14 protein-coding genes are annotated in these 16,727 nt (G+C 38.1%); 13 read left to right on the forward strand and 1 reads right to left on the reverse strand.

Features of this window, described 5'->3' with window-relative positions; translation table 11 throughout:
- The first annotated feature begins 1 nt into the window (after window position 1).
- The 7 genes from AC1RNS_RS00120 to AC1RNS_RS00150 all read left to right on the forward strand — a co-directional run bounded on the left by AC1RNS_RS00120 (window position 2) and on the right by AC1RNS_RS00150 (window position 9,277).
- Window positions 2-1,261: a competence/damage-inducible protein A gene (locus AC1RNS_RS00120; protein WP_492989919.1), complete on the forward strand. Its 1,260-nt coding sequence runs from the start codon at window positions 2-4 to the stop codon at window positions 1,259-1,261.
- Between the two features lie 159 nt (window positions 1,262-1,420).
- On the forward strand, window positions 1,421-2,482 hold the full coding sequence (gene recA, locus AC1RNS_RS00125; protein WP_492989921.1) for a recombinase RecA: 1,062 nt from the start codon (window positions 1,421-1,423) through the stop codon (window positions 2,480-2,482).
- Between the two features lie 656 nt (window positions 2,483-3,138).
- Window positions 3,139-4,698, forward strand: a complete 1,560-nt coding sequence (rny, locus tag AC1RNS_RS00130; protein WP_283871226.1) for a ribonuclease Y — start codon at window positions 3,139-3,141, stop codon at window positions 4,696-4,698.
- Window positions 4,699-4,948: 250 nt separating this feature from the next.
- Window positions 4,949-5,746, forward strand: coding sequence for a TIGR00282 family metallophosphoesterase (locus AC1RNS_RS00135; RefSeq protein ID WP_492989922.1), 798 nt, complete (start codon window positions 4,949-4,951; stop codon window positions 5,744-5,746).
- 224 nt (window positions 5,747-5,970) lie between these two features.
- A complete protein-coding gene (locus AC1RNS_RS00140; RefSeq protein ID WP_004224903.1) occupies window positions 5,971-6,237 on the forward strand; it encodes a stage V sporulation protein S in 267 nt (88 codons plus the stop codon).
- Between the two features lie 434 nt (window positions 6,238-6,671).
- Window positions 6,672-8,411: a 2-oxoacid:acceptor oxidoreductase subunit alpha gene (locus AC1RNS_RS00145; protein WP_492989924.1), complete on the forward strand. Its 1,740-nt coding sequence runs from the start codon at window positions 6,672-6,674 to the stop codon at window positions 8,409-8,411.
- Window positions 8,411-9,277 (forward strand): 2-oxoacid:ferredoxin oxidoreductase subunit beta, encoded by an 867-nt coding sequence (locus AC1RNS_RS00150; protein WP_492989925.1) that lies wholly within the window; start codon window positions 8,411-8,413, stop codon window positions 9,275-9,277. Before AC1RNS_RS00145 ends, AC1RNS_RS00150 begins: the two co-directional genes overlap by 1 nt.
- A 72-nt stretch (window positions 9,278-9,349) precedes the next feature.
- On the opposite strand, the gene AC1RNS_RS00155 is transcribed toward AC1RNS_RS00150, so the two are convergent.
- Entirely contained in the window at window positions 9,350-9,667 is a 318-nt protein-coding gene (locus AC1RNS_RS00155) for a hypothetical protein (protein WP_492989926.1), read from the reverse strand.
- 164 nt (window positions 9,668-9,831) lie between these two features.
- Here AC1RNS_RS00155 and AC1RNS_RS00160 point away from each other — a divergent pair, with 164 nt between their 5' ends.
- From AC1RNS_RS00160 to AC1RNS_RS00185, 6 genes are all read left to right on the forward strand, one after another.
- Window positions 9,832-10,539, forward strand: coding sequence for a lantibiotic protection ABC transporter ATP-binding protein (locus AC1RNS_RS00160; protein WP_492989927.1), 708 nt, complete (start codon window positions 9,832-9,834; stop codon window positions 10,537-10,539).
- Between the two features lies 1 nt (window position 10,540).
- On the forward strand, window positions 10,541-11,269 hold the full coding sequence (locus AC1RNS_RS00165) for a lantibiotic immunity ABC transporter MutE/EpiE family permease subunit (protein ID WP_492989928.1): 729 nt from the start codon (window positions 10,541-10,543) through the stop codon (window positions 11,267-11,269).
- A gap of 2 nt (window positions 11,270-11,271) precedes the next feature.
- Window positions 11,272-12,027, forward strand: a complete 756-nt coding sequence (locus AC1RNS_RS00170; RefSeq protein WP_492990439.1) for a lantibiotic immunity ABC transporter MutG family permease subunit — start codon at window positions 11,272-11,274, stop codon at window positions 12,025-12,027.
- A 26-nt stretch (window positions 12,028-12,053) separates the two neighbouring features.
- The gene (locus AC1RNS_RS00175; RefSeq protein WP_492989929.1) at window positions 12,054-12,716 is read left to right on the forward strand and encodes a response regulator transcription factor; all 663 of its coding nucleotides are present in this window, start codon (window positions 12,054-12,056) and stop codon (window positions 12,714-12,716) included.
- Entirely contained in the window at window positions 12,704-14,080 is a 1,377-nt protein-coding gene (locus AC1RNS_RS00180) for a sensor histidine kinase (protein WP_492989931.1), read from the forward strand. The genes AC1RNS_RS00175 and AC1RNS_RS00180 overlap by 13 nt, the downstream gene beginning before the upstream one ends.
- Before the next feature lie 330 nt (window positions 14,081-14,410).
- The coding region (locus AC1RNS_RS00185; RefSeq protein WP_492989933.1) for an InlB B-repeat-containing protein at window positions 14,411-16,727 on the forward strand (2,317 nt) is incomplete at its 3' end.

Raw genomic sequence — 16,727 nt, forward strand, 5'->3', positions numbered from 1 at the left:
CATGAATGCTGAAATTCTTGCTGTTGGCTCAGAATTATTGCTTGGTCAAATAGCGAACACAAATGCTAAATTTATTTCTAATCAATTGTCAGAGCTGGGGATAAATGTGTATTATCATACAGTTGTTGGAGATAATGCCAAACGTTTAGATGAGGCTATAACGGTTGCGGAGACTCGTGCAGATTTAATCATCTTTTCTGGTGGGCTTGGACCTACAAAGGATGATTTAACAAAGGAAACAATTGCACGTCATCTGGATGTTTCACTTGAGTTTGATGATGTCGCATTGACTTATATTGAGCAATTTTTTGCTAAAAGAGGTCGTCCAATGACTGAAAATAATCGTAAACAGGCATTAGTGTTAGCTGGTAGTGAAGTGCTGGCAAACCATCATGGAATGGCACCAGGCATGATACTAACAAAAGGTGGACGAACATATATCTTGCTGCCTGGGCCTCCGAAAGAGCTTGAGCCGATGTTTCAATTTGAGGCAAAGCCAAAGCTTGGTGCGTTGTTAAACGCTGGAGGAGTTATTGTCTCTCACGTTATGCGCTTTTATGGTATCGGGGAGGCAGAGCTGGAGGTTCGTGTTCAAGATATTCTTGATACACAAACAAACCCTACTGTTGCACCTCTTGCTTCAGATGGCGAAGTAACGTTGCGTGTAACTGCTAAAGCGGAAACCATGGAGGAAGCACAGCAGCTTATTGCAACAAAGGTAGCTGAAATTCAAGCGCTTGTCGGCGACCATCAATATGGTATAGATGATGATTCTCTTGCCTCTAAGACAGTAGAAATGTTACTTGATAATCAGTTAACTATCTCTGCTGCAGAAAGTTTAACTGCGGGGTTATTTCAGTCAGAGTTAGCAGAAATTCCAGGAGTAGGGGATGCGCTTGTTGGAGGCGTTGTAACGTATACAGAAGAGGCAAAAATAAGACAGCTCGGCATTCCTAAACAATTACTAGATTCACATGGCATTGTCAGCAGTGAATGCGCCGCGGCTATGGCTAGCACCGTAAAGCAAAAATTCGGTACAAATATTGGTATAGGATTAACGGGGGCAGCTGGACCAACAGCACACGATCACCAACCAGTTGGAACTGTTTGGATTGGTATCGCCATTGACGATGAGGAACCAATCACATATTTACTTCATTTATCGGGTATGCGTAATACAAATCGACTTCGAGCCGTAAAGTTTACCTGTCATTATTTAATGCAGCTTTTGGAAGAAAGAGGATATACTAAACGCTATTAAATAGAGAAAAAATAGGAATTTGGGTAGAGGAAAATTACCCAAATTTTTATTTTGAAGAAAAAACGAATGAACGTTCGCTTTTTTCTTGCGTGTTCTCTCAAAAACAAGTATAGTAGAGATAGAGAAAAACAGTGAACAGTTTTCGAAGGAGGAAAATAAATGAGTGATCGTAAAGCAGCCTTAGAACAGGCTTTAAAACAAATTGAAAAGAACTTTGGTAAAGGTTCTATTATGAAACTTGGCGAAAAAACAGATTTAGAAATTGCTACATCATCAAGCGGTTCGCTAGCACTTGATGCTGCACTAGGTGTTGGCGGTTATCCACGTGGGAGAATTATTGAAGTTTATGGTCCTGAATCATCAGGTAAAACAACGGTTGCTCTACATGCGATTGCAGAGGTGCAAGCAGCTGGAGGACAAGCAGCATTTATCGATGCTGAGCATGCATTAGATCCAATTTATGCACAAAAATTAGGTGTTAATATTGATGAATTACTATTATCTCAGCCAGACACAGGTGAGCAAGCACTTGAAATTGCTGAAGCATTAGTTCGTAGTGGTGCAATTGATATTATCGTTATTGACTCGGTAGCAGCATTAGTGCCAAAAGCTGAAATTGAGGGAGATATGGGTGATTCTCATGTTGGTTTACAGGCACGTTTAATGTCTCAGGCATTACGTAAACTTTCAGGTGCTATTAATAAATCGAAAACGATTGCTATTTTCATTAACCAAATACGTGAAAAAATTGGTGTGATGTTCGGAAATCCAGAAACAACACCAGGCGGACGTGCTCTTAAATTCTATAGCTCTGTTCGTTTAGAGGTTCGCCGCGCAGAAGCCATTAAACAAGGTAATGATATTATGGGGAATCGCACAAAAGTGAAGATTGTGAAAAACAAAGTTGCACCACCTTTCCGTACGGCAGAGGTAGATATTATGTATGGAGAAGGGATTTCAAAAGAAGGAGAAACAGTTGATTTAGGTGTTGAACTGGACATCGTTCAAAAAAGCGGCTCTTGGTATGCTTATGGGGATGAGCGTTTAGGACAAGGACGCGAAAACGCAAAACAATATTTAAAAGAAAATCCTGCCGTTATGGAGGAAATCGCTAATAAGATCCGTTCCTCTTATGGTATCGCTGCTACTTCCTACACAATCGCTGCTCATGATGAGGAAGAAGTGGATGAAGAATTAATGCTTCTTCTTGAAGATGAATAATTTAAATGCATTGTTCCTGCTCTAATTTGAGAGGGAACAATGTATTTTTTTGTCTATATTCCATATAAAGGTGGGTATACTCATGTAGATAGCATCCTGTATTGAGTGAGAGTATAACGTAAATTTTAAAAAATTATAACCATAGTACTGATTATTTCTAATTAGGTAAAACAGATAAATGTAATTCTAGTGTAAAAGTATTAGGAAGTTTATTCACCTATTGGTTATCAATTACTTTTTTCTGGATAGGGGCGAACAGGTGCCCGACTATCCTTGACAGAGCTTAATGCTAGCTATACAATTAAATATGTATAATTTCTGAATTATGACTTTAAACAGGCAGTACATTTTATCTTCATTCAGTAAAAAACTCCCACCTCTGAAGGTGATGAGATGAATGTGGATGTGGTTCCTTTTCAGTGAGTGTTTAAACACCTACTGAAATAAAGGAACTCAGTCTAAGAATGCCACGTCCTGTGGCAAAGACTGAGTGACCAACATCATGTTGGCCCAAAGCCTTGGACGGATGTCACAGATTTTGAAAGAAATGAATTGTGTGTGCACAATTCAAAATCCTGACACAATTACGCCGAGGCGAAATTGATGTATGCGCTGACTGAAACTGTATTACCTAAATAGCAAGAGGAGGTGTTCATATGGATGGAATTACTATCATCTCCGCTTTGCTTGGAATCATCGTTGGTGCCGCTGTTAGCTATATCTACATGAAAAAAGTGAATGACTCAAAAATCACTGGTGCTAAACATGTTGCTGAAACAATCGTTGAAGAAGGAAAACGAGAAGCGGAGGCATTGAAAAAAGAAGCACTACTTGAAGCCAAAGATGAAACTCACAAATTTCGTACTGAAGCTGAGAATGACATTCGTGAACGTCGTTTAGAACTTCAAAAACAAGAGAACCGTTTATTGCAAAGAGAAGAGAATCTTGATCGCAAAGATGATGCTCTAAATAAGAGAGAAGCAGGCTTAGAGCGTAAAGAACAAGCTCTTGCCGAAAGACAACAGCATATTGAACAGATGGAAAGCAAAGTGGACGAGCTCGTTGCCTCGCAAAAAGCAGAGCTAGAAAGAATTTCTGCTTTAACTAGAGATGAAGCAAAGACTATTATCTTAGGGGAAGTAGAAAAAGAGCTAGCAACTGATATTGCTGTGATGACGAAGGAATCAGAAACACGTGCGAAAGAAGAATCAGATAAAAAAGCACGTGAAATTTTATCATTAGCATTACAACGTTTTGCTGCGGACCACGTTGCTGAAACAACGGTGTCTGTCGTGAACTTGCCAAATGATGAAATGAAGGGTCGAATTATTGGTCGTGAAGGACGAAACATCCGCACATTGGAAACGCTAACAGGTATAGATTTAATTATTGATGATACTCCAGAAGCGGTTATTTTATCTGGCTTTGACCCTATTCGTCGTGAAACGGCTCGACTTGCACTTGAAAAGCTTGTACAGGATGGCCGTATTCACCCTGCTCGAATTGAGGAAATGGTGGAAAAAGCTCGTCGTGAAGTGGATGAACAAATCCGTGAAACAGGTGAGCAAACAACATTTGAAATTGGCATTCATAACTTACATCCTGATTTAATGAAAATTTTAGGCCGTATGAAATATCGTACAAGCTATGGGCAAAACGTCCTAAAACATTCAATTGAAGTCGCATATTTGGCAGGATTATTAGCTGCTGAACTTGGTGAAGATGTAGCATTAGCTCGTCGCGCAGGCTTATTACATGATATTGGTAAAGCAATTGACCATGAAGTTGAAGGTAGCCATGTCGAAATCGGTGTGGAATTAGCAACAAAATATAAAGAACATCCAGTAGTCATTAATAGTATTGCTTCTCACCATGGTGATACAGAAGCAACATCTGTCATTGCAGTATTAGTGGCTGCAGCTGATGCATTATCGGCTGCTCGTCCAGGTGCTCGTAGTGAGACACTCGAAAACTATATCCGCAGACTTGAAAAATTAGAAGAAATTTCAGAGAGCTATGAAGGTGTAGAAAAATCCTATGCAATTCAAGCTGGTCGTGAAATTCGAATTATTGTCCAACCTGAAAAAATTGATGACTTAGCTTCACATCGCTTAGCACGAGATATCCGTAAGCGAATTGAAGAAGAGCTCGATTATCCAGGTCATATCAAAGTTACTGTCATTCGTGAAACACGTGCTGTGGAGTACGCGAAATAATATTGAATGTTAGAGGTTTCTCAAGATGAAAATCTAGGGAGACCTCTTTTTTACTTTTTTAATTTGCACATTAAGGAAAAACGTTGTAATCACTATATTTTATATTTTTTTTGCTTAATGCTCTTACTGAGGTTACAATTAATGATGTTATAGAGCCAGCCATTAAAGGGTCGTGACAAAGGTCTTTGCTAAGCTTCGACTTGTTGCAATGAAATGGCGGTGTAATTGATAGAAAGAGGCGTATGTAAAAATGAAAGTATTGTTTATAGGAGATATTGTCGGTTCGATTGGCAGAGACGCAGTAGAAAAATATTTACCGCGTTTAAAGAAAAAATGGAATCCAGACGTTGTAATTGCAAATGGTGAAAATGCAGCGGCAGGTCGTGGCATTACTCGTAATATTTATAATGACTTATTACAAATGGGTGTAGATGTCATTACAATGGGAAATCATACATGGGATAATAAAGATATCTTTGATTTTATTGATGATGCGGATTATTTGATTCGTCCTGCAAATTTCTCAACTGAGGCTCCTGGTAAAGGGATGGTGCAGATTTCCAAAAAAGGTGTGACCTTATCAGTTATTAATCTGCATGGCCGAGTGTTTTTACCTCCACATGAGGACCCATTTGCGATGGCAGAGAAATTAATCGAGGAAGCACATAAAACATCACCGTTGGTATTTGTGGATTTTCATGCGGAGGCAACAAGTGAAAAAATTGCGCTTGGTTGGCATTTAGACGGCAAGGCATCGGCAGTAGTAGGCACACATACCCATGTACAGACAGCTGATGCACGTATTTATCCGAATGGAACAGCCTATATTACAGACGTTGGTATGACAGGTCCTTATGATGAAATTTTAGGGATGACAAAGGAAAGTGTTATTTATAAATTTCAAACAAATATGCCATCTCGTTTTGAGGTACCAAAAAAAGGACGAGACGTGCTAAGTGGCTTTTTTGTAGACATTGATAATCAAACAGGAAAAGCAACGCATTGTGAGCGAATCTATATAAATGAAGATTATCCGTTTCAAGGGTGAGGGAAGAAACTATTGTGTATGCTCTAAATGCACGATAGTTTTTTCTATCCAATTGACAATGAAAAGTCATTCTTTTTTGATTGTTTGCAATATATCAGAAATGAAAATAGTCTATTTTCTTCTTGCCGAGCATAAAATGAGCTACGGACAATAACTTGAGGTCCAAAAAGGGGGACATGAGTTGTTGAGCGTAAACACTATTCGCGAAACGGGGAGGAATAATTGTGGATTCATTAAAAGTATCATCACGCTCTAATCCAAATTCAGTTGCAGGTGCATTAGTCGCGGTAATCAGAGAAAAAGGGCAGGCAGAAATGCAAGCAGTTGGGGCAGGTGCACTTAACCAAGCCGTGAAAGCAGTGGCCATTGCACGCGGATTTGTAGCGCCAAGTGGCACAGATTTAATTTGCGCACCGGCGTTTGCCGATATTTTAATTGCTGGTGAGGAACGTACAGCCTTGAAACTTCTAGTAGAAAAACGTATTCGATAAAAATGGAATGAAGTAAAATGCCTTGCACCTTTTAAAGTGCTGGGCATTTTTTCGTTATGTTGGAGAAACATCATAATTTCGGAAAAATTACTCATCCTTAACGTGTTAACTGTCACTTGAAATTAGTAAGTTAATTTTTTATACTGCATTAATAGGCCGTAATTAATCTGAACCGAAAATTTAAAGCATTAGGTAATCCAGAAGTTTAGCGGAAACAAGAAGTGAAGTGAAAGAATAATCGTCGAAAACGTCCTACTGCTTAAATTTCACTTTTTACTTAAGCGTTTTGATCATTACAATTTATTGAACAGGATTTTCAGTCAAAGGTCTGATTTTCGATTAAATCGTGGAATAACAATAGTGCGGACCGTTTCTTCGTGTTAAACTTATGAAGGAAAAATAGTAGTATACATTGGATTTAAGGAGTTGTTGACATGTTACATCAGCTTTCATGGAAAGTCGGTGGGCAACAAGGTGAAGGGATTGAAAGTACAGGTGAGATTTTCTCAATGGCAATGAATCGTTTAGGTTATTTCCTATACGGTTATCGTCACTTCTCTTCTCGAATTAAAGGTGGCCATACGAATAATAAAATTACAGTTCGCCCAACAGAGGTTCGATCTATTGCGGATGATTTAGATATTTTAGTAGCGTTTGACCAAGAAACAATTGATGTTAATTATAAAGAATTAACAGAAAAGGGCGTTATTTTAGCGGATTCTAAATTTGAACCAGTGAAGCCAGAAGATTCTAAGGCACCATTATTTGCAGTACCATTTACAGAAGTAGCAGCAGAGCTAGGTACTTCATTGATGAAAAATATGGTGGCAATTGGAGCAACTGCATCATTGTTAAATTTAGAAAACGAAGTATTCCAAAATGTTGTTGATGATATTTTTGGTAAAAAAGGTGAGGAAGTCGTTCAGAAAAACATGGAGGCCATTGCACGTGGTCGACAAATCATGAATGACCTGTTAGGTGATCGTGTAGGTGAGTGGGAATTAGCACCAGCAGATGGGAAACGCCGTATGTTTATGATTGGTAATGATGCTATTGCACTGGGCGCACTTGCAGCTGGGACACGCTTTATGGCAGCCTATCCGATTACGCCAGCTTCTGAAATTATGGAATATCTGATTAAAAAATTACCGAAGTTTGGTGGTACAGTTATTCAAACAGAAGATGAAATTGCTGCAGCGACAATGGCAATTGGTGCAAACTTTGGTGGTGTTCGTTCCTTTACAGCCTCAGCTGGTCCTGGTCTTTCATTAATGATGGAAGCAATAGGACTTTCAGGTATGACAGAGCAGCCACTAGTTGTTGTTGATACACAACGTGGCGGTCCATCAACAGGACTACCAACAAAACAAGAGCAGTCAGATTTAATGGCAATGTTATATGGTACGCATGGTGAGATTCCTAAAGTAGTGATTGCACCTTCCACAATGGAGGAAGCATTCTTTGATACAATCCAAGCCTTTAACATTGCAGAGGAATTACAATTACCAGTTATTTTAATGACTGACTTACAATTATCTCTAGGTAAACAATCTGTTGAACCATTTGATTACAACAAAATTGAAATTCGTCGCGGAAAAATTGTCACTGATGACATTGAAGAGGCGGCAGATAAAGCTTACTTTAAACGTTATGAAAATTCAGAAGATGGTATTTCGCCACGTGTACTACCTGGTACATTAAATGGTATTCACCATGTAACAGGTGTCGAGCATGATGAAACAGGTAAACCGTCTGAAGCAACTGGTAATCGTCAAACGCAAATGGATAAACGATTCCGTAAATTAGCTTCATTGACATTTGATCAGCCAGTTTATATAAATGCGCCACATGAAGAAGCGGATATTTTACTGGTTGGCTTTAACTCAACCCGTGGTGCGATAGAGGAAGTACAAGAACGATTAAATGCTCAAGGCATGAAGGTAAACCATGCGCATATTCGATTGGTTCACCCATTCCCATCTACTGAGGTAGCACCTCTTGTAGCGAAAGCGAAAAAAGTAATCGTTGTAGAAAATAACTACACTGGTCAATTAGCAAATATTATGAAGATGAATGTTGGTGGTCACGATAAGATCGAGACGATTACAAAATACAATGGTACACCATTCTTGCCAGGTGAATTAGAAAATCGTGTGAAGGAGTTGACTCACTAATGGCAACATTTAAGGATTTTCGAAATACAGTAAAACCAAACTGGTGCCCAGGCTGTGGAGACTTCTCTGTACAAGCAGCCATTCAACGCGCTGCGGCAAACGTTGGCATTGAACCAAATGAGCTAGCTGTAATTTCTGGGATTGGTTGTTCTGGTCGTATTTCAGGCTATATTAATTCATATGGTTTCCATGGAATTCATGGTCGTGCATTACCGATTGCACAAGGATTAAAAATGGCAAACCGTGATTTACATGTTATTGCTTCTGGTGGTGATGGTGATGGCTTTGCAATTGGTATGGGTCATACAATTCATGCCATTCGACGAAACATTGACATTACTTACGTTGTTATGGATAACCAAATTTACGGTTTAACAAAAGGCCAAACATCACCACGTTCTGCTGCTGGATTTATTACAAAATCTACGCCAGGTGGTGCGATTGAACCATCATTAAAACCTTTAGAAGTTGCGTTAACAAGTGGAGCTACATTTGTGGCGCAAGGCTTCTCAACTGATATTAAAGAATTAACAGCATTAATCGAAGCGGGCATTAATCATAAAGGCTTCTCGTTCATCAACGTATTTTCACCTTGTGTAACATATAACAAAGTAAACACTTACGATTGGTTTAAGGAGAACTTAACAAAACTTGCTGATATTGAAGGTTATGATAATGCAGACCGAGGTATGGCAATGCGTACGGTAATGGAACATGAAGGCTTAGTAACAGGTATTATTTATCAAGATACTGAAACAGCCTCTTATCAAGAAAAAGTACCAGGCTATTCAGAGCTACCACTAACAGATATTGATATTAAAATGAATGAAAATGATTTTAATGAATTAGTAAAAGAATTTATGTAAAATAAATAAAAAGCGTATTTGAGAAGCATCTTAAATACGCTTTTTTTCTGTTGAAAATTAACAAGAGCCTGATTATTGCCCCCAAGGCTGTTCACCATATCTTTTGAGCATTACGACTTCACCATCATTTTTTTTAATACGATTATACACATACTTAATTTTGTATTCGTTGTATTTTTCTAATTCGATTTTGTCGTAGAAATTCTTTGATAGAGCTAACTCTCGTTCATCAATTAAAAGATAGCGCTCTCCGTTTTTCTCCATAATATTTTGTTCATCAATTTTAAAGGTACTTTCTATTTGTACATCATTAAAAGTATAAAAACCTGCAGCAAACAAGCCTATAAATAAGAGTGATAAACAGATAGCTATCCAATTTCCCCTTCTCAAGACCATCCCCTCCTTTTTTAATGCTTATCTTTCATACGAGTAGTCCATATGAAAAGTTTCATATTATTCCGTTATTTGAAAGTAGTTGTGGAAAGGTGTAAATCCTTATAAAATCCTTATAATCATTTTCTACACTATAGTCATCGAAAGGATGATGACTTCAAATGGATAATATAATTTTAAAAACAGAAAATCTGTGTAAAAGCTTTAAGGGGCAAAAAATTGTAGAGGATTTGTCGCTGACAATATCACGCAATACTGTTTACGGCTTACTGGGACCTAATGGTGCTGGAAAATCAACAACATTAAAAATGATGACTGGTATGCTGCGTCCAAATACAGGTAAAATAATTTTTAATGGACATGAATGGAACCGCAATGACTTACATGATATTGGTGTATTAATTGAAACACCTCCCCTATATGAAAATTTAACGGCAAGAGAAAATCTGAAGGTTCGAACGATTGCGCTTGGATTACCAACGTCACGTATTGATGAGGTATTAAAGATTGTTGATTTGACCAATACAGGGAAAAAAAGAGCTGGACAATTTTCCTTAGGAATGAAACAACGATTAGGAATTGCCATTGCGTTGTTAAACTATCCAAAGCTTTTAATTCTCGATGAACCAACGAATGGCCTTGATCCAATTGGCATTCAAGAGCTAAGAAAACTAATTCGATCTTTTCCAGAGCAAGGTATTACAGTGATATTATCTAGCCACATCCTGTCAGAAGTGGAGCAGGTCGTTGATGAAATTGGTATCATTGCTGAAGGGAAATTGGGCTATCAGGGAGTTGCACCACAGGGACAGGAATTGGAGGCATTATTTATGCAGGTGGTGACTGCTAATAGAAAGGCAGGCAATTAGTATGATTTCTATAGTAAAGGCAGAAAGATTAAAATGGAAAAAGACGTTTATCCCAAAATTAATTTGGCTTGCACCGATCGTCACATTATTATTGAGTGCAGTGTTAATGGGGGGAAGTTTTTTTCAAAAGGGCGCTTATAACTGGTGGTACTCAATGCTCTTACCTGGTGCACTGACAATTTGTTGTGCACTAGCAGTAGAAAAAGATGCAAAATTAAAGTATCATAGCATTCTCGCAATGCCGCTTGATCTTAAAAAAATTTGGTTTGGCAAAATACTAACATGTAGTGTTTGGCTGTTGGGTATTACGTTAATATTTTTCGCTGGTATTACTGCTGGTGGCGTACTTTTCGGCAATAGCTTTCCTATAGTAAAAAGTCTTTTAGGCAGTTTATTAATATTCTTATCTTTTTTATGGCAAATCCCACTTTGTCTATTCCTTGCTGCAAAATTAGGGACGTATATGGCAATTTTAATTAATTTAGTCGGTAATATAGCTGGAATGGTTGCATTTGCTGATGGCGAATTTTGGTACAGTGTTCCTTATGCCATTACAGCAAGATTAATTTGTCCAACTCTAGAAATTTTGCCAAATGGTTTACCAGTTCCTGAGGATAGCCCATTATTAAGCATGTCGGTGATTGCTCCTGGAATTCTAATTGTACTCATCTGGTTTGTCTTCATTAGCCTTGTTACCGCTCGTTGGTTTCAAAAAAGGGAGGCGAAATAGTGATGGTATTCATAAGATTGCTTAGGGCAGAGCTTCTTAAAACAAAAAGAACACCTTTTTTACTCATTCATCTGCTAGTACCTATCATTATTTCAAGCTTATTTTTAGCGTATTATTCCTATTCACCATGGATATTTGATTGGAAAGTATCAGCTTATTTTCAGACGCTTTCTTGCGGATTTCCTATTATTATTGGATTAGTTTGTGCAATGGTATCGGAGCAAGAGGCAATTGCAGGTCATTTTCAAGAGATGCTAACAGCTAGTAGAGTAAAAATCATAACGTTTATTAGTAAGCTCCTTCTTTTATTGTTGTATAGCTTTGGAGCGATTGTCTTGTCCATTGGTATCTTTAGTATTGGTTTTGTAGAGCTTTTGCATGAAGATACACTTGGTTTTCAGTTTTATTTTATGGCTGGATGTATTTTATTTGCTAGCTATATCTGTTTATATATTTTGCATTTATTTATTAGTCTTCATTTTGGAAAGGGGGCTTCCATTGGACTAGGGATTGTGGAAGCACTTATAGTAGCGTTACTGCTTACTGGACTAGGGGATGGTATCTGGACGTATATACCCTATGGTTGGGGTGGTCACTTCGTAGAATTATGGACATTAAAGGCATCTGGAACTAATGTATCCTTAATGGAAGCAGGTTTACAGGCAGGTATTATTGCTTGTGGATGTGGAACATTGCTGATATTCATGCTTTCTTGCTTATGGTTCTGGAAATGGGAGGGCCGAAAATCTGAAAATTAGTTACTAAAGGAAATGATGAGGAACATATGGCAAAAATATTAGCAGTAGATGATGAAAAAGATATTTTGGTCTTGATAAAAAATGCATTAGCAAAAGATGAACATTTAGTAACGACCATTACTAATGCGTTAGAAGTAAATAAAATGGATCTCGGTACCTTTGATTTACTATTACTGGATGTGATGATGCCAGAAATAGATGGGTTTACACTATGCAGAGAAATTCGGCATGCTGTAGATTGCCCAATCCTTTTTCTAACAGCTAAATCATTAGAGGAGGACCTAATGTATGGTCTTGGTCTGGGTGCAGATGATTATATCATTAAGCCTTTTGGCATTGGGGAGCTTCGGGCTAGGATCAATGCTCATTTGAGACGTGAAAAAAGGGAGAGACGTAACATTCTTTATGCAGACAATGTTCATATTAATTTGTCTGGAAAAGAGCTGTTTGTCGACGAGGAGAAGGTAATGCTAACGAAAAGTGAATATGAAATATGTGAATTTCTTGTTCGTAATCGGGGACAGGTCTTTTCGAAAGAAAGGATTTATGAAACGGTTTTTGGATATGATGGAACAAGTGACAGTACAGCAATCACTGAGCATGTTAAAAATATTCGTTCGAAGCTTCATGTCTTTGATGTAGATGTAATTGAGACTGTTTGGGGGATTGGGTATAAATGGAGACATTGAAGCACACAAAAGGAACACGCCTTCATACCTTTTTCCTTCGTTATCTTCTATTTTTATGCTTAGGTACCATTCTGCTAGTAGTATTATTATTTGGTTTATTTTTATTGACCTTTTCTACCAATATTGTTTTACCAGCCAATTATGCAGAAACACAGATTTCCCTATCAAAGGATCGGATTGCGACTAGTAGCTCGGTCACTTCTGAGATGATTCCAGACCTTGTTGACTACGCAGTATTTTCGAAAAAGGGACAGTTTCTTACAGGGAATCTTTCCGAAAAGGAAGCTTTTAAGGCTTGGAAAGTCATGAAAAAAGGAGAAGCTCAAGGTGTCTCTCAATTTTATTCGGTGATAGAGCGAGAAAATGAGATTTGTATTTTACGCTATTATTTAGTGCCACAGTATCGGTCACCGATGTTAAGAAAATATTTGCCTAATCCTCAATTATTAGAAATTATATTATTTATAATTGGAATAATAGCATTAGCAACTTTCCTTGCTGTCCACTTCGGCAGAAATCTAAAGAAAAAAATGTTTGGCTTGCAGGAAGCTATCGAAAAAATACAAAATCAAAATTTGGATTTTAGTATTAACCCAACAGGAATTCGTGAAATAGATGATATATCCATCTCACTTGAGCAGATGAAGGAAGCATTAAACAACTCATTAAAGCAGCAATGGGAACTAGAGCGAGCTCGCAGAGAACAAATATCAGCTCTTGCTCATGATTTAAAAACGCCTCTTACCATTATTCGAGGAAATGCAGAACTTTTACAGGACACTGCCCAAGATAAGACGCAAAGAGAATATAATGACTATATTTTAAAGAATACAATGGAAATTGAAAAATTTACAAAACAGCTAATAGATATATCGAAAATGGAGAAAAGAATTGTTAGTGAAAAAATGAATGTAGAAATGGATGCATTTATTCTACTGCTAGAACATCAAATAAAGGCTCTTTCTTTAGAAAAAAGTCTTGAAGTGATTGTTAAAAAAGACAATCTTCCTGTTTCAATCTTTATGGATAAAGAGCTTTTTTATCGAGCTATGTTGAATCTGATTGTCAATGCAGTTGAGCATACGCCAAATAAAGGTAAAGTCATATTATTTGTTCAGGGAGAGATGAATTTCGTTCATTTTACTGTAGTAGATAGTGGTGCTGGTTTTTCAGCAAAAGATTTAAAGGAAGCTACAAAGCAGTTTTATCGGGGAGATCCAAGTAGAAATTCAGCAAATCATCATGGAATGGGGCTTTATATTGCCCAATCTATTATTACTAAACATGATGGAACGTTGAAACTCGAAAATGATTCAACATCTGGGGGAGGCAAGGTAACAATTACGATACCAATATATCCTTAAAAAGAGTGAATTTAGCGTAGAGCTAATTCATTCTTTTTTTATCTTTATTTCAGACATGTGAAGCGTGATACAGAAAACGCTCGATGAGATAAACATACATGTACTGTGAGCTGGATGGCTTTATTTCGATATTAAGAAAACTAATTAACATTCCTCAATGGTGAGCGGCTATAAAAGTTATTTATAATTAAACAGCCTTTCCATTAAATGCTTTAGTTTAAATAGCTGACACTTTTCACTTTGACAAAGCTGCTTTCATTTGAATGCCTTTACACCAATGATATAACAGTGATTTGGTATAGATTTTTAAACATTGCAAGGAGGAATGCTATGAGTAAAATATGGAAACAGGCAGTATCATTATTCGCCATCTGTTTATTATTCACACAGACTATATCTGTACTAGCAGAGACAAATGACATTGCACAACCGATACTAAACACAATTATGACAACAGATGGGCAAACTTATAAGGAGGGTGACATCGCTTCGAGTCCTGTTACAATTCAAGTCACAATGTCCTCAGCCGATAGTGCCAGTATACAGATAGAGCTATCCAAGGACAAGGGTGATTCGTGGGAGGAACTGGATAGCATGGCACCCCTTGTGCTAACAGAGGAGGGTGACTATTATCTTTGGTTTAGAATCAAGGGGCAGCCAGCCATTAGCAAGCATCATGTTCGTATTGTACCTCAGCCTCAGCTCACTGTATTAGCTGGAAGTCATCCGATTTATGTAAATGAAGCATCAACTGGAGATAATGATGGTACCAGCTGGGATAACGCCTTCAAAGATTTACAATCAGCACTCAATGCAGCTCAAACAGGGGATGAAATTTGGATTGCCACTGGAACCTATACACCCACAAAGAAGATTTCTGCAAATGATCCTCGTACTGCAACCTTCCAAATGAAAAACGGAGTAGCAATTTATGGAGGCTTTCAGGGAGCAGAAACTAAATTGGCTGAGCGTAATGTTCAAGCAAACCCAACAATATTAAATGGTCTAGGGGATATTTACCATGTATTTTATCACCCAAATGGCTTGAACTTAGATAGTTCAGCTGTACTTGATGGCGTGACCATTACAGGAGGGAACGCCAATGGGAGCTTGGAACACGGGAGTGGAGGCGGCATGTACAACTTGAGGAGTAGCCCAACTATAACGAATGTAACATTCAGTGAAAATAAAGCAAGCGATGGTGGGGGGATGTACAATGAATACGTTAGTAGTCAGACCATAACGAATGTGCTATTTAGTGGAAATATGGCTAAAACTGGTGGTGGTATGCAGAATAACTTTAGTAGCCCAACCATAACGAATGGGGTGTTTAGTAGAAATGAAGCATCTTTTATAGGAGGAGGAATGTACAATTTTCAAGGAAGTAACCCAAGCTTAACAAGTTTAACTTTTAATGGGAATAGGGCAAACAATGGTGGTGGCATGTTCAATGAAAACTCTAATCCGACCTTAACAAGCGTAACATTTAGTGAAAATTACTCAATGTTCAATGGAGGCGGCATGTACAACTGGGCTAGTAGTCCAACCTTAACGAATGTAACATTCAATAAAAATGAAGTAGCTGCTGATGGAGGAGGCATGTACAATAGGATCACTAGTAGCCCCACATTAACAAATAGTAAGTTTAATAGAAATAAGGCGACTGATAATGGAGGCGGCATGTACAATGATCGTAGTAGTCCGAAACTAATGAATGTAGAGTTTAGTGGTAATACAGCAAGTTATGGAGGCGGCATCTACAACATTAATAATAGCCCAACGCTAACGAATGTGACAATCAGCGGGAATCAGTCAAAGGGAACGAAAGGTGCTATCTATGGTGGGGATATGCAAAGTAAAATTCAAAATAGTATTATCGTTGGCAACCATAATGAACCAGCTCTTTCTAACTATACGGGTACGATTGCTAATAGCTTATTGGATGTAGAGGAAAATGGGGCAGTATTAGCTAAGTTTCACAAGACAAACTCAGATATTGAAACGGACACTTATGAACCTGAAGCTTTATTCACCAATCCAATTCAGTCTGATTATCGACTAAGAGCAAATTCACCTGCCATTAACAAAGGGAATAATAGTAATAATACTATGCTAACCGACCTTGCTGACAACCCTCGCATTCAAGGAGGGGTAATTGATTTAGGAGCTTATGAGGCATTTCCTTTTACGGTTATTTATCAGGGAAATGGAGCGACAGGCGGAGACGTACCAGTGGATAAGGAAACATATGATCAAGGACATTCAGTAAATGTACAAAGCAATAGTGGCAATCTTGAAAGAACAGGGCGTATATTTGCAGGTTGGAATACACAGAAAAACGGCAAAGGCTTTCACTATGCGGAAAATGCAACATTCCTTATGAGTCCAGCCAATGTTATCTTATACGCTGAGTGGACAGGGGGCTCCGTGTATACAGTCCAGTATGATGCGAACGGTGCAACAGGTGGTCAAGTGCTACAAGATGATAACGAGTATGAAGAAAACGAAATGGTAACGGTGCAAAGCAATAGTGGCAATCTTGTGAGGGCAGGCTATACATTCAAGGGTTGGAACACACAAGCAGATGGAAAAGGTACACTATATGCAGAAAATACAACGTTCCCAATGGGTAAAGCGAATGTCACAC

This window comes from Lysinibacillus sp. GW821-FHT14F06 (assembly GCF_058803665.1).

What these genes read in the sequence shown, in the direction of transcription:
- AC1RNS_RS00165 (WP_492989928.1), top strand. Translation starts at nt 10,541, where the DNA reads ATGATTTCTATAGTAAAGGCAGAAAGATTAAAATGGAAAAAGACGTTT.
- recA (WP_492989921.1), top strand. Translation starts at nt 1,421, where the DNA reads ATGAGTGATCGTAAAGCAGCCTTAGAACAGGCTTTAAAACAAATTGAA.
- AC1RNS_RS00150 (WP_492989925.1), top strand. Translation starts at nt 8,411, where the DNA reads ATGGCAACATTTAAGGATTTTCGAAATACAGTAAAACCAAACTGGTGC.
- AC1RNS_RS00120 (WP_492989919.1), top strand. Translation starts at nt 2, where the DNA reads ATGAATGCTGAAATTCTTGCTGTTGGCTCAGAATTATTGCTTGGTCAA.
- AC1RNS_RS00175 (WP_492989929.1), top strand. Translation starts at nt 12,054, where the DNA reads ATGGCAAAAATATTAGCAGTAGATGATGAAAAAGATATTTTGGTCTTG.
- AC1RNS_RS00145 (WP_492989924.1), top strand. Translation starts at nt 6,672, where the DNA reads ATGTTACATCAGCTTTCATGGAAAGTCGGTGGGCAACAAGGTGAAGGG.
- AC1RNS_RS00160 (WP_492989927.1), top strand. Translation starts at nt 9,832, where the DNA reads ATGGATAATATAATTTTAAAAACAGAAAATCTGTGTAAAAGCTTTAAG.
- AC1RNS_RS00180 (WP_492989931.1), top strand. Translation starts at nt 12,704, where the DNA reads ATGGAGACATTGAAGCACACAAAAGGAACACGCCTTCATACCTTTTTC.
- rny (WP_283871226.1), top strand. Translation starts at nt 3,139, where the DNA reads ATGGATGGAATTACTATCATCTCCGCTTTGCTTGGAATCATCGTTGGT.
- AC1RNS_RS00135 (WP_492989922.1), top strand. Translation starts at nt 4,949, where the DNA reads ATGAAAGTATTGTTTATAGGAGATATTGTCGGTTCGATTGGCAGAGAC.
- AC1RNS_RS00170 (WP_492990439.1), top strand. Translation starts at nt 11,272, where the DNA reads ATGGTATTCATAAGATTGCTTAGGGCAGAGCTTCTTAAAACAAAAAGA.